This window comes from Streptomyces sp. C1-1 (assembly GCF_050214755.1).
GTDB lineage: Bacteria > Actinomycetota > Actinomycetes > Streptomycetales > Streptomycetaceae > Streptomyces.
In genome coordinates, this window is sequence record NZ_CP189826.1 from 7,934,333 (window position 1) to 7,959,835 (window position 25,503).

Consider the following 25,503-nt stretch of genomic DNA (forward strand, 5'->3'; position numbering starts at 1 on the left):
ACCGCTAATACTCGTACGGCACCTGTTGTGTCACGCGTCTCCCCCCAGGTGCCTGACGGCCATCCCGGTCCGCCTCGTGGACGCCCCGACCGCGAAGCGGCCCACCCGGTTACTCTGGCCAGGTGCGCCCACCGCGGAGAGTTCCACGGAACGCGCAAAGCCGACAGCCGTCGCACCATAAGGGAGCCCCTTTCATGGCCTCGTCGCCACCGACCCCTTCCGCCGACAGCCGGGCCCGTGCGTCCGCGCTCCGTGAAGCGCTGGCCACCCGAGTGGTGGTCGCCGACGGAGCGATGGGCACGATGCTCCAGGCCCAGGAGCCCACCCTCGAGGACTTCCAGAACCTCGAAGGCTGCAACGAGATCCTCAACGTCACCCGTCCGGACATCGTCCGCTCCGTCCACGAGGAGTACTTCGCGGCGGGTGTCGACTGCGTCGAGACGAACACCTTCGGCGCCAACCACACCGCGGCGACCGAGTACGACATCGCCGACCGGGTGCACGAACTGTCCGAGGCCGGTGCCCGGATCGCCCGCGAGGTGGCCGACGAGTACGCCGCCCGCGACGGCCGTACCCGCTGGGTGCTGGGCTCGATCGGCCCCGGCACCAAGCTGCCGACCCTCGGCCACGTCGGCTACACCACCATCCGCGACGGCTACCAGGCCAACGCGGAAGGCCTGCTCGCCGGTGGCGCCGACGCCCTGATCGTGGAGACCACCCAGGACCTGCTGCAGACCAAGGCCTCGGTCGTCGCCGCGCGCCGCGCCATGGAGGCGACCGGCAGCGATGTGCCCCTGCTGGTGTCGATGGCCTTCGAGACCACGGGCACCATGCTGCTCGGCTCGGAGATCGGCGCCGCACTGACGGCGCTGGAGCCCCTCGGCATCGACATGATCGGCCTGAACTGCTCGACCGGCCCCGCCGAGATGAGCGAGCACCTGCGCTACCTGGCCCGGCACTCCCGCACGCCGCTGCTGTGCATGCCGAACGCCGGTCTGCCGATCCTCACCAAGGACGGCGCGCACTTCCCGCTCGGCCCCGAGGGCCTGGCGGACGCCCAGGAGACCTTCGTCCGCGACTACGGCCTGAACCTGGTCGGCGGCTGCTGCGGTACGACGCCCGAACACCTGCGCCAGCTCGTGGAGCGCGTCCGCGAGGCCACACCCGTCGAGCGGACCCCCCAGCCCGAGCCCGGCGCCGCCTCCCTCTACCAGACCGTGCCGTTCCGCCAGGACACCTCATACCTGGCCATCGGCGAGCGCACCAACGCCAACGGCTCCAAGAAGTTCCGCGAGGCGATGCTGGAGGGGCGCTGGGACGACTGTGTGGAGATGGCCCGCGAGCAGATCCGCGAGGGCGCCCACATGCTGGACCTCTGCGTGGACTACGTCGGCCGCGACGGCGTCGCCGACATGGAGGAGCTGGCCGGCCGCTTCGCCACGGCCTCCACCCTTCCGATCGTGCTGGACTCCACCGAGGTCGACGTCATCCGGGCGGGCCTGGAGAAGCTCGGCGGCCGCGCGGTCATCAACTCCGTCAACTACGAGGACGGCGACGGCCCCCAGTCCCGCTTCGCCAAGGTCACCACGCTCGCCCGCGAGCACGGCGCCGCGCTGATCGCGCTGACCATCGACGAGGAGGGCCAGGCCCGCACCCCCGAGAAGAAGGTCGAGATCGCCGAGCGGCTCATCGACGACCTCACCGGCAACTGGGGCATCCACGAGTCGGACATCCTCATCGACACCCTGACCTTCACCATCTGTACCGGTCAGGAGGAGTCCCGCAAGGACGGCATCGCCACCATCGAGGCGATCCGCGAGCTCAAGCGCCGCCACCCTGACGTGCAGACCACGCTGGGCCTGTCGAACATCTCCTTCGGCCTCAACCCGGCCGCCCGCATCCTGCTCAACTCCGTCTTCCTCGACGAGTGCGTGAAGGCGGGCCTGGACTCGGCGATCGTGCACGCCTCGAAGATCCTGCCCATCGCCCGCTTCAGCGAGGAAGAGGTCACCACGGCCCTCGACCTCATCCACGACCGCCGCAGCGAGGGCTACGACCCCCTGCAGAAGCTGATGCAGCTCTTCGAGGGCGCCACCGCCAAGTCCCTCAAGGCCGGCAGGGCCGAGGAACTGGCCGCCCTCCCGCTGGAGGAGCGCCTCAAGCGCCGCATCATCGACGGCGAGCGCAACGGCCTGGAGGCCGACCTCGACGAGGCCCTCCAGGAGCGCCCCGCCCTCGACATCGTCAACGAAACCCTCCTGGACGGCATGAAGGTCGTCGGCGAGCTGTTCGGCTCCGGCCAGATGCAGCTGCCGTTCGTGCTGCAGTCCGCCGAGGTCATGAAGGCCGCCGTCGCCCACCTCGAACCGCACATGGAGAAGTCCGACGCCGAGGGCAAGGGCACCATCGTGCTGGCCACCGTCCGCGGCGACGTGCACGACATCGGCAAGAACCTCGTCGACATCATCCTGTCCAACAACGGCTACAACGTCGTCAACCTCGGCATCAAGCAGCCCGTCTCCGCGATCCTGGAGGCCGCCGAGGAACACAGGGCCGACGTCATCGGCATGTCCGGTCTCCTGGTGAAGTCCACCGTGATCATGAAGGAGAACCTGGAGGAGCTCAACCAGCGCGGACTGGCGACCGACTACCCCGTCATCCTCGGCGGCGCCGCCCTCACCCGCGCCTACGTCGAGCAGGACCTGCACGAGATCTACGAAGGCGAAGTCCGCTACGCCCGCGACGCGTTCGAGGGCCTGCGCCTCATGGACGCCCTCATCGGCGTCAAGCGGGGCGTGCCCGGCGCGGTCCTGCCCGAACTCAAGCAGCGCCGGGTGCGGGCGACTTCGGCCGTCGAGGTCGAGGAACGCCCCGAGGAGGGCCACGTCCGCTCCGACGTCGCCACCGACAACCCCGTCCCCACCCCGCCGTTCTGGGGCACCCGCGTCATCAAGGGCATCCAGCTCAAGGAGTACGCGTCCTGGCTCGACGAGGGCGCCCTGTTCAAGGGCCAGTGGGGCCTGAAGCAGGCCCGCACCGGCGAAGGGCCGACCTACGAGGAGCTCGTCGAGGCCGAGGGCCGGCCGAGGCTGCGCGGCCTGCTGGACCGGCTGCAGACCGAGAACCTGCTCGAAGCGGCCGTCGTCTACGGCTACTTCCCCTGCGTGTCCAAGGACGACGACCTGATCATCCTGGACGAGCAGGGCAACGAACGCACCCGCTTCACCTTCCCCCGCCAGCGCCGCGGCCGCCGTCTGTGCCTCGCGGACTTCTTCCGCCCCGAGGAGGCCGGGGAGACCGACGTGGTCGGCCTCCAGGTCGTCACCGTCGGCTCGAAGATCGGCGAGCGGACGGCGAAGCTGTTCGAGGCCAACGCCTACCGCGACTACCTCGAACTGCACGGCCTGTCCGTGCAGTTGGCCGAGGCCCTCGCCGAGTACTGGCACGCGCGCGTGCGTTCGGAGCTCGGCTACGCCGCAGAGGACCCCGGCGACATCGAGGACATGTTCGCCCTGAAGTACCGGGGCGCGCGCTTCTCCCTCGGCTACGGGGCGTGCCCGAACCTCGAGGACCGCGCCAAGATCGCCGACCTGCTCGAACCCGAGCGCATCGGAGTGCAGCTCTCCGAGGAGTTCCAGCTCCACCCCGAGCAGTCCACGGACGCGATCGTGATCCACCACCCGGAGGCGAAGTACTTCAACGCGCGCTGAAACCGCCCACGACAGGCGCGAAAGCGCAGCTCACAGCGCCCCCCGGCGGTATTCACGGTGTGCCCCGAGGCCACGCCGATTAAACGAGGCGCTTCGGCGACGGGCGACGTACACTGGTCGGTCCACTGCAGGCCGGTTCCCCGCGCGGGAACCGGCCTGCTCGTCCCCCAAGGAGGTGCGCCCGGATGACAAGTACGGTCCCCGCGCTCGGAACCCGTACGGCCGAAGGCTCAGCCCTGCAGGCCGTGCTCCTCGACATGGACGGCACCCTGGTGGACACCGAGGGTTTCTGGTGGGACGTCGAGGTCGAGATCTTCGCCGCCCTCGGCCACACCCTCGACGACTCCTGGCGCCACGTCGTGGTCGGCGGTCCCATGACCCGCAGCGCGGGGTTCCTGATCGAGGCCACCGGCGCCGACATCACCCTCGCCGAGGTCACGGTGCTGCTCAACCAGGGCTTCGAGGCCCGTATCGGCCAGGCCCTGCCCCTGATGCCGGGCGCCGCGCGGCTGCTCGCCGAACTCTCCGAGTACGAGATCCCGACCGCCCTGGTCTCCGCCTCCCACCGGCGCATCATCGACCGGGTGCTCTCCTCGCTCGGCTCCCAGCACTTCGCCCTGTCGGTCGCCGGCGACGAGGTACGGCGCACGAAGCCGCACCCCGACCCGTATCTGGTCGCCGCCGCCGGACTCGGCGTGGATCCGGCCAGATGCGCGGTCGTCGAGGACACCGCGACCGGTGTGGCGGCGGCCGAGGCGGCCGGCTGCCACGTCGTGGCGGTCCCCTCGGTGGCCCCTATCACCCCCGCCGAGCGGCGGACCGTGGTGAGCTCCCTCGAAGAGGTCGACCTGGCATTTCTGCGCGGGCTGATCACCGGCTGATCACCGGCCGATCACCGGCCGATGACGGAAATGCGCCGACCGTTCACGCAGCGTACGGCGCCGATAGGGTCCGGAATTCCGGCGCGGGTGTGCGAAGGAATTCGAACCCGGCTGGATGGCCGAATTCCGGTGGCCCAACCCGTTGTTGATGTGTGACGTTCCCCACGCGTTCAAGGGTCGACAGGTGGGGTCCGCTGTGCTGCGCACGCCCTTTCCCGGGCCTGTGGTGGGACCTTGTGTCCCGATTGATGGAAAGCTGCACTAATCCTTCCGCTGTCGGGTTTTCGGTGTGTCCACGCCCGGTTTCACTGCGTGATGGCGTCTCAACTCCCATGACCGCGAACCCCCGCGCAGGTGCGGACTAATCTCGTCGCGAGAACCGTCGCCCCTACCCCCGTGTGCCGCCGCGACACCCCTGCATGCCGGTTACACGGACCTGAACAGCTCTGGAGAAACACGAGCATGAACCGCAAGTCTTTGGTGCTGCCGGCCGTCGTCGGCCTGCTCGCGCCCGTGCTCGCCGCCTGCGGCGGCTCCGACAGCGGCAGCAGTGGTGGAAACGCGATCAAGGTCGGCACCACCGACACGTTCACCGCGACGAAGGACGCCCCCGCACCCCTGGACCCGGCGTACGCCTACGACGTCGGCACCTGGAACATCCTGCGCCAGACCGTGCAGACCCTGATGATCCAGCCGAAGGGCGAGGGCGACCCGGTGCCCGAGGCGGCCCAGAGCTGCGGCTTCACCGACAGTGGCAACGAGCGCTACGCGTGCACCCTGCGCGACGGTCTGAAGTTCGCCAACGGCGACAAGGTCACCGCGGCCGACGTGAAGTACTCCATCGACCGCGCGCGTGCCATCAACGCCGAGGGCGGTCCGGTCGGCCTGCTATCGACCATCGACACCGTCGAGACGCACGGTGACAACGAGGTCATCTTCCACCTCAAGACCGCCGACGCCACCTTCCCGTTCAAGCTGTCGACCCCGGTCGCCGGCATCGTCAACCCCGACGACTACGAGAAGAACAAGCTGCGCGACGGCTTCGACGTCGACGGCTCCGGCCCCTACACGCTGTCGACGGACGTCAAGGACAACGCGATCGTCACCGCCACCTTCACCAAGAACCCCAACTACAAGGGGGTGCTGAAGGTGAACAACACCAAGGTCCAGATGGTGTCCTTCAAGGACGCCACGGCCATGGGCGCCGCGCTGGACAAGGGTGACATCGACGTCATGACCCGCACCATGTCACCGGAGCAGATCCAGAAGCTGTCCGACAGCACCGACGACAACGAGGACCTCGTCGAGATGTCCGGCCTGGAGATCCGCTACCTGGCCTTCAACACCGACGCCAAGTCGGTCAAGGACAAGGCCGTCCGCCAGGCGATGGCCCAGCTGATCAACCGCGGCGAACTCGTCTCCAAGGTCTACGGCACCCAGGCCGAGCCCCTGTACTCGCTGGTCCCGGCGAGCATCACCGGCCACTCCAACGCGTTCTTCAACAAGTACGGCGACCCCAGCACCGCCAAGGCCAAGGCCCTGCTGACCAGGGCGAACATCACCACCCCGGTCAAGCTCACGCTGCACTACACGACCGACCACTACGGGTCGGCCACCGCGAAGGAGTTCAAGATCCTTCAGCAGCAGCTCAACGACAGCGGGCTGTTCGACGTCAGCATCCAGGGCACGAAGTGGGACGCCTACATCCCGGCCGAGCGCAAGGGCCAGTACGACGTCTGGGGCATGGGCTGGTTCCCCGACTTCCCGGACGCCGACAACTACCTCGCGCCGTTCCTCGACGCCGACAACTTCCTCAAGCTGCCGTACCGGAACAGCCGGATCATCAACACCCTGATCCCGGACTCCCGCCGCGAGGCCGACCGCCTGGCCGCCGCCTCCGACCTCACCACGATCCAGGACATCGTCGCCGAAGACGTTCCGCTCATCCCGCTGTGGCAGGGCAAGCAGTACGTCGCCGCCCGCGACAACGTCACGGGAACCGCCTACGCACTCAACTCCTCCTCCACCCTCCAGCTCTGGGAGCTCGGCCGTGGTGTGAGCGGCTGATCTCCCTGTGCCCGGGGCCCGGGGACGGCGGCCCCGGGGTCCCGATACCGACGACAAGGCACATGCTGTGAACATGCGCAACCAGTGGCCGGTCCTGCCCGTAGTGGCGGGGCTGGCCTCCGGCCTGTTGACCGGCTGCGGCGCGGGCAACGGCGATTCCGGCGGCACCGGGTCCTCCGTGGTCATGGGGATGTCCGACGACGTCCTGGCCACCGACCCCGCCTCGGGCTACGACCCCGGCTCCTGGCTGTTGTTCAACAACGTCTTCCAGTCGCTGCTCGCCTTCCCCAACGGAGGCACCGAGCCGGTGCCCGAGGCCGCCCGGTCGTGCGAGTTCGCCGACACCGCGACCAAGGTCTACCGGTGCACGCTCAAGGACGGCCTGAAGTTCAGCAACGGTGACGCGCTCACCTCCGAGGACGTCAAGTTCTCCTTCGACCGCATGCTGAAGATCAACGACGACGCCGGTCCGGCGATCATGTTCCCGATGCTGGGCAGGATCGAGACACCGGACGCCAAGACGGTCGTCTTCCACCTGAAGGAGCCGGACGCCACCTTCCCCAGCAAGATCGCCTCTGGCGCGGGTTCCATCGTCGACCACAACGAGTACGACGGGAACAAGCTCCGCAAGGACGGCAAGGCGGTCGGCTCCGGCCCCTACAAGCTGGACTCCTTCAGCAAGGACAAGGCCGTCTTCTCGGTCAACGGCAACTACAAGGGCACCGCGAAGGTCAAGAACTCCGGCGTCACGCTCAAGCTGTTCCACGGCGACCAGGCCAAACTGAAGCGCGCCCTCCAGGACGGCAAGATCGACATCGCCTACCGGGGACTGAGCGCCGGCGACATCGCCGACCTGCAGAACGCCGACAACAAGGCCACCACCGAGGTCGTCGAGGGCAGCAGCGCCGAGGTGCAGCACCTGGTCTTCAACATGAAGGACCCGGTCGCCGGAAAGCTCGGCGTGCGCAAGGCCATCGCCTACCTGCTCGACCGCGACGCCCTGATCAAGAACGTCTACGAGGGCACGGCCACCCCGCTCTACTCGATCATCCCGGCCGGCATCGTGGGCCACAACACGGCGTTCTTCGACACCTACGGCGCCAGCCCCTCGCCCGCCAAGGCCGCCGCCGCCCTGAAGGACGCGGGCATCACCGGCAAGGTCAAGCTCACCCTCTGGTCCACCCCCTCCCGCTACGGCCCCGCCACCGACCAGGAGCTCAAGGCCATCGCCGGACAGCTCAACGCCAGCGGCCTGTTCGCCGCCGACGTCAAGTCCGTCGCCTTCGACCAGTACGAGAAGGACATCGCCAAGGGCAAGTACGGCGTGTACGTCAAGGGCTGGGTGCCGGACTACCCGGACGCCGACAACTTCACCGCCCCCTTCTTCGGCAAGGGCAACGTCCTGAGCAACAACTACAGCAACAACACGATCACCGGCACACTCATCCCGCGCACCGCCGCCGAGAGCGACCGCGCCGCGACCGACAACGACTACGCCAGGCTGCAGGACATCGTCGCCCAGCAGCTGCCCGTCCTCCCGGTCTGGCAGGCCAAGCAGTACGCGGTCACCCGCGAGAACGTCTACGGCCTCGAATACTGCCTCGACGCCTCGACCGTCTTCCGCTTCTGGGAGCTCAGCAAGGGCTGACGGACGGCCACACACACGGAGGGCGCCCCTTGGTCACAAGGGGCGCCCTCCGCCGTCGCATGCCCTACTGGGCGCCGGGGCGCACCAGCCCGCTCTCGTACGCGTACACCGCGGCCTGCACCCGGTCGCGCAGCCCCAGCTTGGTCAGCACATGGCCCACATGCGTCTTCACCGTCGTCTCGCTGACGAACAGGTCCGCCGCGATCTCCGCGTTGGACAGCCCCCGCGCCACCAGCTTCAGCACCTCCACCTCACGGTCGGTGAGCGTGTGCAGCGTGTCCGGCACCGGCTCGTCACCGGAGGGCAGGTGAGTGGCGTACTTGTCCAGCAGCCGCCGGGTGATGCTCGGCGCCAGCATCGCCTCGCCCGCCGCCACCACCCGGATCGCCTGCACGAGCTCATTGGCCGGCGCGTCCTTCAGAAGGAACCCGCTCGCCCCCGCCCGCAGCGCCTCGACCACGTACTCGTCGAGGTCGAAAGTGGTCAGCACCAGCACCTTCGCCGGGCCGTCCCGCCCGGGCCCGGTGATCTGCCGGGTCGCCTCCACCCCGTCCATCCGGGGCATCCGGATGTCCATCAGAACCACATCGGGCTGCAGCGCCCGCACCTGGTCGAGGGCCTGGAGGCCGTCTCCGGCCTCGCCGACGACCGCGAGATCCTGCTCCGCCTCCAGGATCATCCGGAAACCGGTACGCAGCAGCGGCTGGTCGTCGACCAGTAGGACGCGGATGGCCACGTGACACTCCTTCGCTAGTCCGGCCCCATTCTGCCCTGCGGGACGTCACCCGACCCGACCGCCCTCACCGGCAGCGGATAGGGCGGGGGAGTGCCCCCGAACTCGGGGCAGTGCGCCTGGTGATCGCACCAGCCGCACAGCTTCGTCGGCCGGGGCCGCCAGTCGCCGGACTCGGTGGCCTCACGGATCGCCTCCCACAGCGCGAGCAGCTTGCGCTCCACCCGCTCCAGGTCGGCGAGGACCGGGTCGTACGTCAGGACATCCCCGCTGCCGAGATACACCAGCTGCAGCCGCCGCGGGATCACCTTCTTCAGGCGCCACACCACCAGGGCGTAGAACTTCATCTGGAACAGGGCGCCTTCGGCGTACTCCGGTCGGGGCGCCTTGCCCGTCTTGTAGTCGACGATCCGCACCTCGCCCGTCGGCGCCACGTCGACCCGGTCGATGATCCCGCGCAGCGTCAGCCCGGAGTCCAGCTCGGCCTCCACGAACAACTCCCGCTCCGCGGGCTCCAGCCGGGTCGGATCCTCCAGTGTGAACCACCGCTCGACGAGCCGCTCGGCCTCGCCCAGCCAGCGCGCCAGCCGCTCGCCGTCGGGATCGTCCTCGAACAGCTCCACCACCTCCGGCCGGCTCTCCCGCAGCCGGTCCCACTGACCCGGGATCAGGGACTTGGCGCGCGGCGCCGTCCGCTCCGCGGCGGGGGCGTCGAAGAGCCGCTCCAGCACCGCGTGCACCAGCGTCCCTCGGGTCGCCGCCTCGCTCGGCCTCTCCGGCAGGCGGTCGATGACACGGAAGCGGTAGAGCAGAGGGCACTGCATGAAGTCACCGGCACGCGACGGCGACAGACTGGCCGGCGCTATGGCGGCGGGCCGGTCCGCGTCCGCCGTCTCCACGGCCGCGTCCGCCGTCTCCACGGCCGCGTCCGCCGTCTCCACGGCCGCGTCCGCCGCCACCGCGGTCGTCACCGCGGTCCTCACCGCCGTCGTCACCCTCGTCTGCTCGGCCACCACAGGAAGATCCGCCGGTGCCGGACCCCCGCCATGGGCCTCGGCCGTGCCCTCCGCGCTGTTCTCCATGCCCACAGACCTTACGGCCCGCCACTGACAGTGACCCGCCCACCGCCGCAACGGGTGCGGCCGCCGGGGAGACACCGGGGGTGCCGGGGCGGAACGCACCGCGACGGCCGCATACCATCGACCCCAGACCCTTCCGCCCGGCAGGCGCGGAAGACGCTTCGAACGAGGGGACACCGTGGACCAGAGCGGCGGGAGCGGGCAGCAGCGGCCCGGCACCGACGAGCCGGCCGAGCCCCACACGGGACCGGCCCCGGCCACCCCCTCACCCACCCAGGCCGACGCACAGCCCACGGACGCACGACGGACCACCACGACCAGGGACGCCGCCAAGGGGGACCCCTCGATGGGCGACAGCACGCAAGCGCCGACCACCGACACCGGGGCAGCCCCGGCCGCCGGCGACCCGAACGCACAGGTGGGCCCGCGAGAGCAGACGGGGAACCAGGACGCCGACCCCACGGGCGACCCCGCCCCCCAGGAGCGGCCCGCCGCCCCCCAGAGCGAGGCCGCCACCGCGGCACAGCGGGACGAGGACCAGCCGACGGACGCCGACGACACGCCCGCGCACCGCCCCACCGGTCCCGACACGCCCGCCGACCACCCCACCGACGCGCCCGCAGGCGGCCACCCCACCGGTCCGGACGCCGACCATCGAGCCTCCTCCACGCCGGGCCACCTCACGCACCCCGACCGCGCCCTCGCCCACTCCGGCGCCAAGAACCCCCCGCCCCAGCGTCGCGAATCCCCCCGAGGCGGACTCCTCATGGGCCGCCCCTTCGGCGTACCCGTGTACGTCGCCCCCAGCTGGTTCCTCGTCGCCGCCCTCATCACCTGGGTCTTCGGCGGCCAGCTCGACCGCGTCCTGCCCGAACTCGGCGCCGCCCGCTACCTCGTCTCCCTCTTCTTCGCCGTCGCCTTCTACGCCTCCGTCCTCGTCCACGAACTCGCCCACACCGTCGCCGCCCTCCGCTTCAAACTCCCGGTCCGCCGCATCCAGCTCCAGTTCTTCGGCGGCGTCTCCGAGATCGAGAAGGAAGCCGAGACCCCCGGCAGGGAGTTCGTCCTGGCCTTCGTCGGCCCCCTGCTCTCCCTCGTCCTCGCCGGGATCTTCTACGTCGCCATGCAGCCCGTCGAACCCGGCACCGTCCCCGGCGTCCTGCTCGCCGGTCTGATGATCTCCAACCTCATCGTCGCCGCCTTCAACCTCCTGCCCGGCCTCCCCCTCGACGGCGGCCGAATGCTCCGCGCCGTCGTCTGGAAGATCACCGGCAAACCCATGAGCGGCACCGTCGCCGCCGCCTGGGTCGGCCGCGCCCTCGCCGTCTCCGTCCTGATCGGCCTGCCGCTGCTCACCCAGTCCGGCGCCCTCGGCTCCACCGCCGAGGACAGCGTCGGCATGGACACCGTCACCGACGCCCTGCTCGCCGCCATCCTCGCCGCGATCATCTGGACCGGCGCCGGCAACAGCCTCCGCATGGCCCGCCTGCGCGAACACCTCCCGGAACTGCGCGCCCGCAACCTCACCCGCCGCGCCGTCCCCGTCGAGACCGACACCCCCCTCTCCGAGGCCCTGCGCCGCGCCAACGCCGCAGGCGCCCGCGCCCTCGTCGTCGTAGACGCCGAGGGCAGCCCCCTCTCCCTGGTCCGCGAGGCCGCCATCGTCGGCGTACCCGAACACCGCCGCCCCTGGGTCGCCGTCAGCGGCCTCGCCCAGGAACTCACCGACGGCATGCGCGTCTCCGCGGAACTCGCCGGCGAGGACCTCCTCGACGTCCTGCGCGCCACCCCCGCCACCGAATACCTGGTCGTCGAGGAGACCGGCGAGATCTACGGCGTCCTGTCCGCGGCCGACGTCGAACGCGCCTTCGTGAAGGCCATGGCCAGGCCCTCCTCCTAGTGGTCGGCGGCCCCCGCAAACCCCGGTAGGCTGTTCACATGTCCGAACCGACCGGTGCCGCCCGCAGGCGCGGGCCCTTCAAGGTCGGGGACCAGGTTCAGCTGACCGACCCCAAGGGCCGCCACTACACGTTCACGCTCGAAGCCGGAAAGAACTTCCACACCCACAAGGGTTCCTTCCCGCACGACGAGCTGATCGGCGCACCCGAGGGCAGCGTTGTCCGCACCACCGGTAACGTCGCCTACCTCGCGCTGCGCCCCCTGCTCCCCGACTACGTCCTGTCCATGCCCCGCGGGGCAGCCGTCGTCTACCCCAAGGACGCGGGGCAGATCCTCGCCTTCGCCGACATCTTCCCCGGCGCGCGCGTCGTGGAGGCCGGAGTCGGCTCCGGCTCGCTCAGCAGCTTCCTGCTGCGCGCCATCGGCGACCAGGGCATGCTCCACAGCTACGAGCGCCGCGAGGACTTCGCCGAGATCGCCCAGCAGAACGTGGAGCGCTACTTCGGCGGCCCCCACCCCGCCTGGCAGCTCACCGTCGGCGACCTCCAGGACAACCTCTCCGACACCGACGTCGACCGCGTCATCCTCGACATGCTCGCCCCCTGGGAGTGCCTCGAGGCCGTCTCCAAGGCGCTCGTCCCCGGCGGCATCCTCTGCTGCTACGTCGCCACCACCACCCAGCTCGCCCGGACCGTCGAGTCCATCCGCGAGATCGGCTCCTTCAACGAGCCGACCGCCTGGGAGACGATGATCCGCAACTGGCACATCGAGGGCCTGGCCGTCCGCCCCGACCACCGGATGATCGGCCACACCGGCTTCCTCCTCACCGCCCGCCGCCTCGCAGACGGCGTCGAGCCCCCCATGCGCCGCCGCCGTCCCGCCAAGGGCGCCTACGGCGAGGACTACGCCGGCCCCAACGCCGACGGCGGCAGCCGCTGACACCGCCCCACACCGCAGCAACGCACGGGCGCCGCGGTCGAGTTACCGGAAAACCCACCGGAACTCGACCTCGGCGCCTTTCTCCTGACAGCACGCCACAAACCGAACAAAACCGGCGGTCCCCGTTCGTCATCCCGTACCCCGCCGTTCCCCCGCACTGTGACGTGTGGCACGATGCGTGCCACCCCCACCGGCACAGCCCTCACAGGAGACGCTCCTAGTGCAGCAATCCGCCGTCCCGGAACTGGCACACACGCACACCCGTCCCATCCACTGGGTCGCCACCGCCACGGCGGTCGCCGGCGTCATGGCCCTCTCCTCGGTCCTGCAGCCCAACTCGGCGACGGCGGCCCAGACCGCCGACCCGCACACCAGGACCGTCCACGCCGCCGCCGCGCCCGGCACGGCCGGAGTCGACTTCCCGATCACCTGCGGTCCGGTGAAAGCGGTCGTGCGCAAGAAGACCACCGGGGACCTCGACGGCGACGGCAACCCCGAGACGGTCGCGATCGTGCACTGCGACGCACCCATGGGCACCCCGCCCGACGGCGTCTACGTCCTCACCCGCGCCACCGACGGCACACCCCGCGTGGTCGCCACCCTGCTCGACCCCAAGGCCGGCGACACGGTGAGCGACTTCGCGATACGCGACGGCGCCGTCACCGCCACCCTCCTCGGCTACTCCACCGACGACGTACCCCGCTGCTGCCCCGACGTCACCGACCACGTGAAGTGGCAGTGGAAGAACGGCACGTTCGTCCGCTCGACACCCGCCGCCACCCACAGCGTCTGAGTCCCGCCCCCCGGCCCATGTGAGAAATCAGACAACCGTAACGGCCCGCACCCGTTACCTCACTCAGCGTCCGGACCGTAGACCTCGACCCTGTCCGAAACCCGCCGCACATGGATGCACTCGCCCGGACACTCCTTCGCCGAGTCCACCACATCCGTCAGAAGCGGCAACGGAACAGGCGTTGCAGCACCCTTGTCCTGCAACAACTCGTCCGCCGGGCCCTTCACATAAGCCAGACCGTCGATGTCCAGCTCGAACACTTCCGGCGCGTACTGCGCGCAGATCCCGTCGCCGGTACACAGGTCCTGATCGATCCAGACCTCCAGCTCCTCGCCGCCGGCCACGGCCTCCTGCTGCACGCTCATCTCTCCTGCCGTTTGAAAGTCGAGCCGACGGGAATCGGGCCAGCTCTGACGGGTGTTGAACACTGTGACCCTACCTCCGGCAGCTTTCCAATCATGTTCGGTGGGTATTCCCCTGGCGTGAGGGAGAGCGCAAGGGTGAAGATCGGACACACCCCGACCGTCTTTGTGATCTAGGGGTTTCAATCGACACCCACCCAGGTAGGGTCTGGAAGCGTCCAGCTCCCCTTGGAGGAGGTGAGGACCGTGGCAGCCCACGACGACGACATGAACCGCGGCATCCGCCCGGGACGCGGGTCCGACGACCCGGCCGGGCAGATTGCCTACCTTGAGCAGGAGATCGCCGTCCTGCGACGCAAGCTCGCCGACTCTCCGCGACACACGAGGATTCTCGAAGAGCGGATCGTCGAGCTGCAGACCAACCTGGCCGGCGTGTCCGCTCAGAACGAGCGACTCGCCAACACGCTCCGTGAGGCCCGCGACCAGATCGTGGCCCTCAAGGAGGAGGTCGACCGGCTCGCACAGCCACCGGCCGGCTTCGGAGTCTTCCTCACGGCGAACGAGGACGGCACCGCCGACATCTTCACCGGGGGCCGCAAGCTCCGGGTGAACGTCAGCCCCAGCGTCGACCTCGAAGAGCTCCGGCGCGGCCAGGAAGTAATGCTCAACGAAGCGCTCAACGTGGTCGAGGCCATGGAGTTCGAGCGCGTCGGGGACATCGTCACCCTCAAGGAGATCCTCGAGGACGGCGAACGCGCCCTGGTGCTCGGGCACACCGACGAGGAGCGGGTGGTACGGCTCGCCGAGCCACTGCTGGACGTGAACATCCGCCCCGGTGACGCCCTCCTGCTCGAACCCCGCTCCGGCTACGTCTACGAGATCGTTCCCAAGAGCGAGGTCGAAGAACTCGTCCTCGAAGAAGTACCGGACATCGGCTACGAGCAGATCGGCGGCCTCGGCGGCCAGATCGAAGCCATCCGCGACGCCGTCGAGCTCCCGTACCTCTACCCGGACCTCTTCAAGGAGCACGAGCTCCGCCCGCCCAAGGGCGTGCTCCTCTACGGCCCGCCCGGATGCGGCAAGACACTCATCGCCAAGGCCGTCGCCAACTCGCTGGCCAAGAAGGTCGCCGAAGTCACCGGCCAGGCCCAGGGCAAGAGCTTCTTCCTCAACATCAAGGGCCCCGAACTCCTCAACAAGTACGTCGGCGAGACCGAGCGGCAGATCCGCCTCGTCTTCCAGCGTGCGAGGGAGAAGGCCAGCGAGGGCACACCCGTCATCGTCTTCTTCGACGAGATGGAGTCCCTCTTCCGCACCCGCGGCTCCGGTGTCAGCTCCGACGTCGAGAACACGATCGTCCCCCAGCTGCTCGCCGAGATCGACGGCGTGGAAGGCCTGCAGAACGTGGTCGTGATCGGCGCCTCCAACCGTGAGGACATGATCGACCCCGCCATCCTGCGCCCCGGCCGCCTCGACGTGAAGATCAAGATCGAGCGCCCGGACGCCGAAGCCGCCAAGGACATCTTCGGCAAGTACCTCACCGAACGCCTTCCGCTCCACGCCGACGACCTCGGCGAACACGGCGGCAGCAAGACGACCACCGTCGAAAGCATGATCCAGACAGCGGTCGAGCACATGTACGCGGAATCCGAGGAGAACCGCTTCCTGGAGGTCACCTACGCCAACGGTGACAAGGAAGTCCTCTACTTCAAGGACTTCAACTCCGGCGCCATGATCGAGAACATCGTCGGCCGCGCCAAGAAGATGGCCATCAAGGACTTCCTCGACCACAACCAGAAGGGCCTCCGCGTCTCCCACCTCCTCCAGGCATGCGTGGACGAGTTCAAGGAGAACGAGGACCTGCCCAACACCACCAACCCGGACGACTGGGCCCGAATCTCCGGAAAGAAGGGCGAACGGATCGTCTACATCCGTACCCTCATCACCGGAAAGCAGGGCGCCGACACCGGACGCTCCATCGACACGGTGGCGAACACCGGTCAGTACCTGTAAAGACAGGGCGGCTGCGGGTGCCCTCACCGGGGTACCCGCAGCCGACTGTTTTTCAGGCAACCAACCGGAACCAAGGCGAGCAAGGCAATGACGCAAATGATCTCCCCACCAGCGCAAAGCCGTTCTAGGCTCTTCGGTACCGCCGAGTCGCGCAGTGCGGGGACGGGCACCGCACACGCACCGGAGCGCCAGCGGTACTTGAGCGGCGTCCCCGACCGAGGGCGCCGCCGGGCAAGGAGGGCCGCATGACCGTACGGCGAGTAATGGGCATCGAGACGGAGTACGGCATCTCCGTCCCCGGCCACCCCAACGCCAATGCCATGCTCACCTCGTCCCAGATCGTCAACGCCTACGCGGCGGCGATGCACCGGGCCCGCCGGGCCCGCTGGGACTTCGAGGAGGAGAACCCGCTGCGGGACGCGCGCGGCTTCGACCTCGCACGGGAGGCCGCCGACGCCAGCCAGCTCACCGACGAGGACATCGGCCTCGCCAACGTGATCCTCACCAACGGCGCACGGCTCTACGTCGACCACGCACACCCCGAATACAGCGCACCCGAGGTCACCAACCCCCGCGACGCCGTCCTCTGGGACAAGGCCGGCGAGCGGATCATGGCCGAAGCCGCCGAACGCGCGGCCCAGCTGCCCGGGGCGCAGCCGATCCACCTCTACAAGAACAACACCGACAACAAGGGCGCCTCCTACGGCACGCACGAGAACTACCTGATGAAGCGGGAAACCCCGTTCTCGGACATCGTGCGCCACCTCACGCCCTTCTTCGTCTCCCGCCAGGTCGTCACCGGCGCCGGCCGCGTCGGCATCGGCCAGGACGGCCACGAACACGGCTTCCAGCTCAGCCAGCGCGCGGACTACTTCGAGGTCGAGGTCGGCCTCGAGACCACCCTCAAGCGCCCCATCATCAACACCCGGGACGAGCCGCACGCCGACGCCGAGAAGTACCGCCGCCTGCACGTGATCATCGGCGACGCGAACCTCTCCGAGATCTCCACCTACCTCAAGCTCGGCACGACCGCCCTGGTCCTGTCCATGATCGAGGACGGGTTCATCGCCGTCGACCTGGCCGTGGACCAGCCGGTCCGCACCCTCCACCAGGTCTCCCACGACCCCACCCTCAAGCGCCTGGTCACCCTCCGCAGCGGCCGCACACTCACCGCGGTCCAGCTCCAGATGGAGTACTACGAGCTCTCCCGCAAGTACGTCGAGGAACGCTACGGCGCCGACGCGGACGAGCAGACCAAGGACGTCCTCTCCCGCTGGGAGGACACCCTCAACCGACTGGAACACGACCCCATGAGCCTGGCCGGCGAGCTCGACTGGGTCGCCAAGCGCGAACTCATGGAGGGCTACCGGCGCCGCGACGGCCTCGACTGGGACGCGGCCAAGCTCCACCTCCTCGACCTCCAGTACGCCGACGTACGGGCCGAGAAGGGCCTCTACAACCGCCTGGAAGCCCGCGGCCGCATGAAGCGCCTGCTGGACGAGAGCGAGGTCGAGCGGGCCCGCACGAAGCCGCCGGAGGACACCCGCGCCTACTTCCGCGGACGCTGCCTCGAGCAGTACGCCGACGACGTCGCCGCGGCCTCCTGGGACTCCGTGATCTTCGACCTCCCGGGCCGGGACTCGCTCCAGCGTGTCCCAACCCTCGAACCGCTTCGCGGAACGCGAAATCACGTCAAGGAGCTCCTCGACCGCTGCCGCACGGCGGAAGACCTGGTCAGGGTGCTGTCGGGCGGCTGAACGGGTACCCGGGCGGCGTCCGGCGAACAGGGTGGAAAGTCCGCCGTCCGGGAATCATCGAGGTGGTCCTCGTACGTTGGAGAAACGCAGGGCCATTGTCAGACCCGGCTTGTAGGGTCTGATCATCACCGATCGGCAGGAATGCCGACCTGTCGACCATGTCGGGCGAACTGAGCGGGGTGAGGGTCATGGCAACCAAGGACACCGGCGGCGGCCAGCAGAAGGCGACGCACTCGACCGAACAGGCCGAGGAGCAGACGACCGAAGCACAGGGCTCCGAGGACCTGAAGGAACGACACGAGAAGCTGAGCGACGACGTGGACTCGGTTCTGGACGAGATCGACGACGTACTCGAGGAAAATGCCGAGGATTTCGTGCGCTCATTCGTGCAAAAAGGCGGAGAGTGACGGTCGTTTAGCGACTTTGCCTTCGGATTGAAGATTTTGGGGGGCGAGGTTGGCAGACGAAGTGAACGCGAAGCAGTGCAGGAAGCGCGGCCGAGGCCTGCCGCTTGCTGCATTCGCGCGGGACAAGAATCGGCGTGACGGCCTTCAGGTGCACTGCCGGGAGTGCGTGGCGGAGTACAGCGCCGCGCACTACCGGCGGCGCCAGGGGGCCATGGGCAGGACAGTCCGCGAGAAAGTGGATGTCCCGGCCGGGCACAAGCTGTGCCGGACGTGCGGCGAGATCAAACCCCACAGCGAGGGGCCTCGCAACGCAACGGCGTCCGATGGTCTCTCGACGCGCTGCAAGGCGTGCCGGGCCGCCCAGTGTCGGCAGGACCATCTGAAGCGTCAGTACGGCATCACCGAGGCCGAGCGGGACGAGTTGGTCGCGTCTCAAGGGGGTGTCTGCTGCGTATGTCTGGCGGCAGCGCCGGAGCATGTGGATCACTGCCACAAGACGGGTAGGGTCCGAGGCGTACTGTGCTTCAGCTGCAATGCCGCGCTGGGGCAGTTCAAGGATCGGCCCGATGCCATAAGGCGGGCTGCTGCTTACGTGGAAGGAATCGCGTGGAAGCCAACACTCGTAGCACCGGGCGTCTACCAGCTGCCTTCCTGACGCCTGGGTCCTCGTCCTTCATGGACTTCCTGTCGGAGCACCAGCCCGAGATGCTGCCCGGCAACCGTCAACTGCCGCCCACCCAGGGCGTGATCGAGGCGCCGCACGGCACCACGATCGTGGCCGTGACGTTCCCGGGCGGTGTCGTGCTGGCCGGTGACCGTCGGGCCACCATGGGCAATATGATCGCCCAGCGCGACATCGAGAAGGTTTTCCCCGCCGACGAGTACTCGGCGGTCGGCATCGCCGGCACCGCCGGTCTCGCCGTGGAGATGGTCAAGCTGTTCCAGCTGGAGCTGGAGCACTTCGAGAAGGTCGAGGGCGCCCAGCTGTCGCTGGAGGGCAAGGCGAACCGCCTGTCGACCATGATCCGTTCCAACCTGGGCATGGCGATGCAGGGCCTGGCCGTGGTGCCCCTGTTCGCCGGTTACGACGTGGACCGGGGGAAGGGCCGCATCTTCTCCTACGACGTCACGGGCGGCCGCAGCGAGGAGCACGGCTTCGCGGCCACGGGCTCCGGTTCGATCTTCGCGCGCGGTGCGATGAAGAAGCTCTTCCGTGAGGACCTGACCGAGGCCGACGCCACCACGCTCGTGGTGCAGGCCCTGTACGACGCGGCAGACGACGACTCGGCGACCGGTGGTCCCGATGTCGCCCGCCGGATCTATCCGATCGTCACCGTGATCACCGAGGACGGCTTCCGCCGGCTCACCGAGGACGAGTCCTCCGAGATCGCCCGCTCGATCCTGGCGCGGCGGCTGGAGCAGCCCGACGGCCCGCGGGCCGCGCTGCTGTAGCGGCGGCCGGTCTTATCAAGGTGATCCAGTTGACCTCGACAGAAAGGGACGGATAACCGGTGTCGACGCCGTTCTATGTCTCCCCCCAGCAGGCCATGGCCGACCGGGCGGAGTACGCCCGCAAGGGCATCGCGCGCGGCCGCAGCCTGGTCGTGCTCCAGTACGCCGACGGCATCGTCTTCGTCGGTGAGAACCCGTCCCGTGCGCTGCACAAGTTCAGTGAGATCTACGACCGGATCGGCTTCGCGGCCGCCGGCAAGTACAACGAGTACGAGAACCTGCGGATCGGTGGTGTGCGCTACGCCGACCTGCGCGGTTACACCTACGACCGGGACGACGTGACCGCTCGCGGTCTGGCGAACGTCTACGCGCAGACGCTGGGCACGATCTTCTCCTCGGCCGGCGAGAAGCCGTACGAGGTGGAGCTGGTCGTGGCCGAGGTCGGCGAGACGCCGGAGGGCGATCAGATCTACCGGCTGCCGCACGACGGTTCGATCGTGGACGAGCACGGTTCGGTCGCGGTCGGCGGCAACGCCGAGTTGATCAGCAACTACCTCGATCAGCAGCACCGGGAGGGCATGACCCTCGCGGAGGGGCTGAAGCTGGCCGTGCAGGCTCTGTCCCGTGAGTCGAACGGCACGCAGCGGGAGATCCCCGCGGAGCGCCTGGAGGTCGCGGTGCTGGACCGTACGCGTCCGCAGGCGCGTAAGTTCAAGCGGATCGTCGGCCGTCAGCTCGCGCGGCTGCTGGAGGCCGGTGGTGCGTCCACCGAGGCCGAGAGCAGCACGGAGGGTGAGGGCCCGGACGAGGAGTAGTCCGGCCTCGTCTCGTTCGTGTGCCCCGGTCGCTGGTGCGGCCGGGGCACACGGCGTTCAGGGGGCGTGGGGAGGCGCTGTGGAGCCTCGTACGACCAATTCGACGGGGATGTCGCCCGCGTCGGGTGTGCGGCCGTCCAGGACGGCCAGGAGGGCTTGCATGCCGCGTTCGCCGACCGTCTCGGCGTCGAGGCGGACGGTGGTGAGTTCCGGGTCGAGGGCGGTGGCGAGGGCGAGGTCGTCGAGGCCGGTGACCGAGATGTCGTCGGGGATGCGCAGGCCGAGGCGGCGGATCGCCTTGTAGGCGCCGGCCGCGAGTTTGTCGTCGTCGCAGACCAGCGCGGTGGGGCGGGGGCCCGGTTCGGTGAGGGCGGTCGTCGTGGCGGTGAGGGCGGCCTCGATGGAGAGGGCGGAGTGGGCCGTTCGCACGGATGTGCCGGGGGTCGTGGCGACGCGGTCGGCGAGTTCTCGTGCGCGTACCTCGAAGGTCCAGGAGGGTACGTCGGCGGCGAGGTGCAGGAAGGCGCGGTGTCCCTGGGCGAGGAGGTGTTCGGCGACTTGGCGGACGCCGTCGGTGATGTCGAGGTTGACGGTCGCGGCGCCGAGGCTGCCTTCGGGGTCGCTGTCGAGCATGACGAGGGGTAGTTGGTCGCCGCGGATCTCGGTGAGGGCGTCGGCGGCCATGGAGGAGGCGATGACGCCGTCCAGGGCGGCCTGGGCGGAGGCGAAGGGGTCGCGGGCGGGGCCGATGCCGGCGGGGGAGGGGTAGAGGACGACGCCGAAGCCGTGGCGGGCGGCGATGCGGGCGGCGCCTGTGTAGACGCCGGCGAAGAACTCGTTGGTGAGGGCGGGGACCACCAGGAGCACGGTGCGGGTGCGGCCGAGGCGGAGGTTGCGGGCGGCGAGGTTGGGTCGGTAGCCGAGTTCGCGGGCGGCTTCCCGGACGCGTTCGGCGGTGGCGGCGGAGACGCGGCCGCGCCATTTGTCGCCGAGGACCAGGGAGACGGCGGCCTGGGAGACGCCGGCGGCCTGGGCGACGTCTCGGCTTGTGGGGCGGGTGCTGCCTCGTGCCACCGTCGGCCTGCTCCTTCGTGTGGACTGGTGAACAGCGCACATGGTACGTATGGGAGACGGCGTTATACGTAAAACTTGGAGGCGGGGCATGGCCGCGGGCTACCTGGAGATCCTCAGGGCGCGGCATGCCGCGCGTCTGTTGGCGGGCACTTTGGTGGGTCGGCTGCCCAATGCCACCGCGGCCATCGCGATCGTGCTGTTCGTCCGCGCGGAGGGTGGCACGTACAGCCTCGCCGGGGGGCTGGCGGCGGTGTACGGGGTCGCCAACGCGGTCGGGCAGCCGGTGCTCGGGCGGCTGGTGGACCTGCGTGGGCAGCCGCGGGTCCAGCTGCCCGCGGCGCTCGCGTCGGCCCTCGCCATGGCGTGCTTCGCCGTCACCGGCACCGATCCGCTCGGGCTCGCCTACGCGTGCGTGGCGGCCGCCGGGCTGTTCACGCCGCCCCTGGAGGGCGGTCTGCGGGCGCTGTGGCCGAGTGTGCTGGGCAGGGAGGAGCAGGTGCACACGGCGTACGCGATGGACGCCGTGGCCCAGGAGGTCATGTTCGCCGCCGGGCCGCTGCTGGTGACGCTGTGCGTGTCGCTGTGGTCGGCCGGGGCGGCGCTGGTCGTGGTGAACGTCCTCGGGGTTCTCGGGGCGCTGTCCGTGGTCGTCTCGCCGCCTTCGCGCGCGTGGCGGTCGGCGCCGCGCGAGGCGCACTGGCTCGGCGCCCTGCGTTCGCGAGGACTGCTCGCGCTGCTGGGCGCGTTCCTGTTCGTCGGCATGGCGCTGGGCTCGATCACGGTGGCTTCGGTGCCGTACGCCGACGAGCACGGCGGGGACGCGGTGTACGGCTGGATCATGGCGGCGATCGGGTTGGGCGCGCTGATCGGCGGGACGGCGTACGGGGCGCGGCGGTGGACCGGGGAGCCGGCGCGGCGACTGCAGGTGCTGGTCGCTCTTCTGGCGGTGTGTTACCTGCCGCTGATGCTGATGCCGGGTGCTGTGGCGATGGTGTTGCTGACGGTGGTGGCCGGGTTGTTCCTGGCGCCGGTCATCGCGTGCGCGTTCGTACTGGTCGACCGGCACGCGCCGAGCGGGACGGTCACCGAGGCGTTCTCCTGGATCGTGACGACGTTCACGGTCGGGGCGTCGGTCGGAACGGGCCTTGCGGGTCCGGTCGTCGAGGCGGGCGGGGCCCTGTGGGGGTATGCCGTCCCGGGTGCGGCGGGGGGTGTGTCGCTGCTGGTCCTGCTGGCCACCGGGCGGGTCCTCGCAGCTCCCGGCGGGCCGCGGGTAGTTGCGGCCTGTACGGAAAATGATCCAAACCGTGCCGTCGAACCCCGTTTCAGCTCAGGGGATCGGGCGTAATGTTCAGTCATGGACCGCCGCATTTTCGGGCTGGAGAACGAGTACGGCGTCACATGTACGTTCAGGGGACAGCGCCGCCTGTCTCCCGACGAGGTGGCGCGGTACCTCTTCCGCCGTGTCGTGTCATGGGGCCGCAGCAGCAATGTCTTTCTGCGAAACGGCGCCCGCCTCTATCTCGACGTGGGCTCACATCCGGAATACGCGACACCCGAATGTGACAACGTGACCGAATTGGTCACCCACGACAAGGCCGGCGAACGCATTCTGGAAGGACTCCTGGTAGACGCCGAACGACGCCTGCACGAGGAAGGAATCGCGGGCGACGTCTACCTCTTCAAGAACAACACCGACTCGGCGGGCAACTCCTACGGCTGCCACGAGAACTATCTCGTCGCGCGCCACGGGGAGTTCTCCCGGCTCGCGGACATCCTCATTCCGTTCCTGGTCACCCGCCAGCTCCTGTGTGGGGCGGGCAAGGTGCTGCAGACGCCGCGCGGTGCGGTGTACTGCGTCAGTCAGCGGGCCGAGCACATCTGGGAGGGTGTCTCCTCGGCGACGACCCGCTCGAGGCCCATCATCAACACCCGCGACGAACCGCACGCGGATGCGGAGCGGTACCGCCGGCTGCATGTGATCGTGGGCGACTCGAACATGTCCGAGACGACCATGCTGCTGAAGGTCGGGGCCACCGACCTGGTGCTGCGCATGATCGAGGCGGGCACCGTGATGCGCGATTTGACCCTGGAGAACCCGATCCGGGCGATCCGTGAGGTCAGCCACGACATCACCGGCCGGCGCAAGGTGCGTCTGGCCAGCGGCCGGGAGGCCTCCGCGCTGGAGGTGCAGCGCGAGTACTACGAGAAGGCCGTGGACTTCTGCGAGCGCCGAGGTATCCGCACCGGCACCGTCGAGCAGGTCCTGGAGCTGTGGGGCCGCACGCTGGACGCGATCGAGGCCGAGGACCTCGACCGGATCGGCACCGAGATCGACTGGGTGATGAAGTACAAGCTCATCGAGCGGTACCGGGCCAAGCACAACATGACCATGTCCCACCCGCGGGTCGCGCAGATAGACCTCGCCTACCACGACATCCACCGCCGTCGTGGCCTGTACTACCTGCTCGAGAAGAAGGGTCAAGCGGCGCGTATCTGCAACGACTTGAAGATCTTCGAGGGCAAGTCCGTTCCTCCGCAGACCACTCGGGCCCGGCTGCGCGGCGACTTCATCCGCAGGGCTCAGGAGCAGCGCCGTGACTTCACGGTCGACTGGGTCCATCTCAAGCTCAACGACCAGGCGCAGCGCACGGTGTTGTGCAAGGACCCGTTCCGGTCGGTGGACGACCGGGTGGAGAAGCTGATCGCGGGAATGTGAGGAACCTGTTCCGGTGAAACACCGGAACGCAACGCGGGCGCCGTACGTTTTCAGTGCGGCGCCCTTCTCACGCCGTAGAGTTGCGCGCACGCCAGTCCACAAGATCGACCGATACGAGGCCCCCACCGTGCGCCGACGCTCACTGCTCATCGCCGTACCCGCAGGATTTGCCACGCTCGCCGCGTGCGGCGACAACAACAAGTCCGACTCGGCCAAGGCCAGCGACAGCGCGTCGCCCTCCGCCTCGGCGACCTCCGCCGCGCCGCCGCCGAAGATCGTCGACGGTCCGCTGCCGGCGGTGACCGCGGGCACGACGTTCGGCAAGAAGCCGACCGTGGCCAAGGGCACCGGTGATCCGTCGAAGCAGCTCGCGGTGAAGACGCTCATCGCGGGCAGCGGCAAGACCGTCGCGGAGAACGACTACATCCAGGCCCACTACCTCGGCCAGATCTGGGACACGGCGAAGGTCTTCGACAACTCCTACGACCGCAAGACGGCGCTGCTCATCAAGCTGGCGCAGGGCAGCATCATCGACGGCTGGCGCTATGCCCTGGCGGGCAAGAAGGTCGGCAGCCGCGTCATCTTCTCCGTCCCGCCGACCTGGGGGTACGGCACGTCGGGCAACGCGCAGGCGGGCATCAAGGGCACCGACACTCTGGTGTTCGTCGCCGACATCCAGAACACGTTCAACGCGTCGAGCTCGGCGAAGGGCACGAATGTCGCGCAGAGCGACGCGAGCCTGCCCAAGGTCGGCACCAACACCGACGGCAAGGCGCCGTCGATCGAGGTGCCCAAGGGCGACGCGCCGACGAAGCTGGTGTCGAAGTACGTCATCGAGGGCGACGGCGACGAGGTCGCGGCCGACAGCAGTGTCCTGGTGCAGTACAAGGGCGTGCTGTGGGACGGCGGCAAGGAGTTCGACTCGACGTACGGCCGCAAGGAGCTGATCTCGTTCTCGCTGCAGCAGGTCGTCAAGGGCTGGGCGCAGGGCCTGACCGGCAAGAAGGTCGGCAGCCGCGTCCTGATCGTCGTCCCGCCGAAGCTGGGCTACGCCGACAACCCGCCGCCCAACAGCGGCATCAAGAAGGACTCGGTGCTGGTCTTCTCGGTCGACATCCTCGCGAAGATGTAGCGTCCGCGAGGTGTAAGACTGTG

Annotated in this window: 20 protein-coding genes; 16 read left to right on the forward strand and 4 right to left on the reverse strand. The window is 69.0% G+C overall.

Going from position 1 to position 25,503, the window contains the following annotated elements; genetic code table 11:
- Positions 1-194: 194 nt before the first annotated feature.
- The 4 genes from metH (at position 195) to ACQF4J_RS36085 (ending at position 8,306) form a co-directional block, all read left to right on the forward strand.
- Positions 195-3,710 (forward strand): methionine synthase, encoded by a 3,516-nt coding sequence (gene metH / locus ACQF4J_RS36070; RefSeq protein WP_351569103.1) that lies wholly within the window; start codon positions 195-197, stop codon positions 3,708-3,710.
- Positions 3,711-3,895: 185 nt separating this feature from the next.
- Positions 3,896-4,591 carry an HAD family hydrolase gene (locus ACQF4J_RS36075; RefSeq protein ID WP_351569099.1) on the forward strand — a complete coding sequence of 232 codons (696 nt, stop codon included), beginning with the start codon at positions 3,896-3,898 and terminating at the stop codon, positions 4,589-4,591.
- Between the two features lie 462 nt (positions 4,592-5,053).
- Positions 5,054-6,658, forward strand: coding sequence for an ABC transporter substrate-binding protein (locus ACQF4J_RS36080; RefSeq protein ID WP_351569097.1), 1,605 nt, complete (start codon positions 5,054-5,056; stop codon positions 6,656-6,658).
- A 67-nt stretch (positions 6,659-6,725) separates the two neighbouring features.
- A complete protein-coding gene (locus tag ACQF4J_RS36085; protein ID WP_351569094.1) occupies positions 6,726-8,306 on the forward strand; it encodes an ABC transporter substrate-binding protein in 1,581 nt (526 codons plus the stop codon).
- A 64-nt stretch (positions 8,307-8,370) separates the two neighbouring features.
- Here ACQF4J_RS36085 and ACQF4J_RS36090 read toward each other — a convergent pair whose 3' ends face one another.
- Both ACQF4J_RS36090 and ACQF4J_RS36095 read right to left on the reverse strand, forming a co-directional pair.
- The gene (locus tag ACQF4J_RS36090; RefSeq protein WP_030606450.1) at positions 8,371-9,042 is read right to left on the reverse strand and encodes a response regulator; all 672 of its coding nucleotides are present in this window, start codon (positions 9,040-9,042) and stop codon (positions 8,371-8,373) included.
- 14 nt (positions 9,043-9,056) lie between these two features.
- Positions 9,057-10,121, reverse strand: coding sequence for a RecB family exonuclease (locus ACQF4J_RS36095; protein WP_427167699.1), 1,065 nt, complete (start codon positions 10,119-10,121; stop codon positions 9,057-9,059).
- Between the two features lie 175 nt (positions 10,122-10,296).
- Between ACQF4J_RS36095 and ACQF4J_RS36100 the strand changes: the two genes are divergently transcribed.
- The 3 genes from ACQF4J_RS36100 to ACQF4J_RS36110 all read left to right on the forward strand — a co-directional run bounded on the left by ACQF4J_RS36100 (position 10,297) and on the right by ACQF4J_RS36110 (position 13,749).
- Entirely contained in the window at positions 10,297-12,018 is a 1,722-nt protein-coding gene (locus ACQF4J_RS36100; protein WP_427167701.1) for a site-2 protease family protein, read from the forward strand.
- Between the two features lie 38 nt (positions 12,019-12,056).
- Complete coding sequence (locus ACQF4J_RS36105) at positions 12,057-12,956, forward strand: tRNA (adenine-N1)-methyltransferase (RefSeq protein ID WP_351569085.1); 900 nt, start codon at positions 12,057-12,059, stop codon at positions 12,954-12,956.
- Positions 12,957-13,176: 220 nt separating this feature from the next.
- The gene (locus ACQF4J_RS36110) at positions 13,177-13,749 is read left to right on the forward strand and encodes a hypothetical protein (protein WP_427167703.1); all 573 of its coding nucleotides are present in this window, start codon (positions 13,177-13,179) and stop codon (positions 13,747-13,749) included.
- A 59-nt stretch (positions 13,750-13,808) separates the two neighbouring features.
- On the opposite strand, the gene ACQF4J_RS36115 is transcribed toward ACQF4J_RS36110, so the two are convergent.
- Complete coding sequence (locus ACQF4J_RS36115; RefSeq protein WP_351569074.1) at positions 13,809-14,114, reverse strand: ferredoxin; 306 nt, start codon at positions 14,112-14,114, stop codon at positions 13,809-13,811.
- 243 nt (positions 14,115-14,357) lie between these two features.
- Between ACQF4J_RS36115 and arc the strand changes: the two genes are divergently transcribed.
- From arc to prcA, 6 genes are all read left to right on the forward strand, one after another.
- Positions 14,358-16,124: a proteasome ATPase gene (gene arc, locus ACQF4J_RS36120; RefSeq protein WP_200705210.1), complete on the forward strand. Its 1,767-nt coding sequence runs from the start codon at positions 14,358-14,360 to the stop codon at positions 16,122-16,124.
- 245 nt (positions 16,125-16,369) lie between these two features.
- Entirely contained in the window at positions 16,370-17,881 is a 1,512-nt protein-coding gene (dop, locus tag ACQF4J_RS36125) for a depupylase/deamidase Dop (protein WP_351474339.1), read from the forward strand.
- Between the two features lie 188 nt (positions 17,882-18,069).
- Positions 18,070-18,288: a ubiquitin-like protein Pup gene (locus tag ACQF4J_RS36130; protein WP_142150792.1), complete on the forward strand. Its 219-nt coding sequence runs from the start codon at positions 18,070-18,072 to the stop codon at positions 18,286-18,288.
- Positions 18,289-18,337: 49 nt separating this feature from the next.
- Positions 18,338-18,943, forward strand: a complete 606-nt coding sequence (locus tag ACQF4J_RS36135; RefSeq protein ID WP_427167706.1) for an endonuclease VII domain-containing protein — start codon at positions 18,338-18,340, stop codon at positions 18,941-18,943.
- On the forward strand, positions 18,895-19,740 hold the full coding sequence (gene prcB, locus ACQF4J_RS36140) for a proteasome subunit beta (RefSeq protein WP_351569069.1): 846 nt from the start codon (positions 18,895-18,897) through the stop codon (positions 19,738-19,740). The genes ACQF4J_RS36135 and prcB overlap by 49 nt, the downstream gene beginning before the upstream one ends.
- Positions 19,741-19,799: 59 nt before the next feature.
- On the forward strand, positions 19,800-20,555 hold the full coding sequence (gene prcA / locus ACQF4J_RS36145; protein WP_351569066.1) for a proteasome subunit alpha: 756 nt from the start codon (positions 19,800-19,802) through the stop codon (positions 20,553-20,555).
- 57 nt (positions 20,556-20,612) lie between these two features.
- Here the strand turns inward: prcA and ACQF4J_RS36150 are convergent, their stop codons facing one another.
- Positions 20,613-21,629 (reverse strand): LacI family DNA-binding transcriptional regulator, encoded by a 1,017-nt coding sequence (locus tag ACQF4J_RS36150; RefSeq protein ID WP_351569063.1) that lies wholly within the window; start codon positions 21,627-21,629, stop codon positions 20,613-20,615.
- 88 nt (positions 21,630-21,717) lie between these two features.
- On the opposite strand from ACQF4J_RS36150, the gene ACQF4J_RS36155 reads away from it, so the two are divergent.
- The 3 genes from ACQF4J_RS36155 to ACQF4J_RS36165 all read left to right on the forward strand — a co-directional run bounded on the left by ACQF4J_RS36155 (position 21,718) and on the right by ACQF4J_RS36165 (position 25,480).
- On the forward strand, positions 21,718-22,977 hold the full coding sequence (locus ACQF4J_RS36155) for an MFS transporter (RefSeq protein ID WP_351569060.1): 1,260 nt from the start codon (positions 21,718-21,720) through the stop codon (positions 22,975-22,977).
- Between the two features lie 9 nt (positions 22,978-22,986).
- The gene (gene pafA, locus ACQF4J_RS36160) at positions 22,987-24,348 is read left to right on the forward strand and encodes a Pup--protein ligase (RefSeq protein WP_028801611.1); all 1,362 of its coding nucleotides are present in this window, start codon (positions 22,987-22,989) and stop codon (positions 24,346-24,348) included.
- A gap of 127 nt (positions 24,349-24,475) precedes the next feature.
- Complete coding sequence (locus tag ACQF4J_RS36165; RefSeq protein ID WP_351569058.1) at positions 24,476-25,480, forward strand: FKBP-type peptidyl-prolyl cis-trans isomerase; 1,005 nt, start codon at positions 24,476-24,478, stop codon at positions 25,478-25,480.
- The last annotated feature ends 23 nt before the right edge of the window (positions 25,481-25,503 follow it).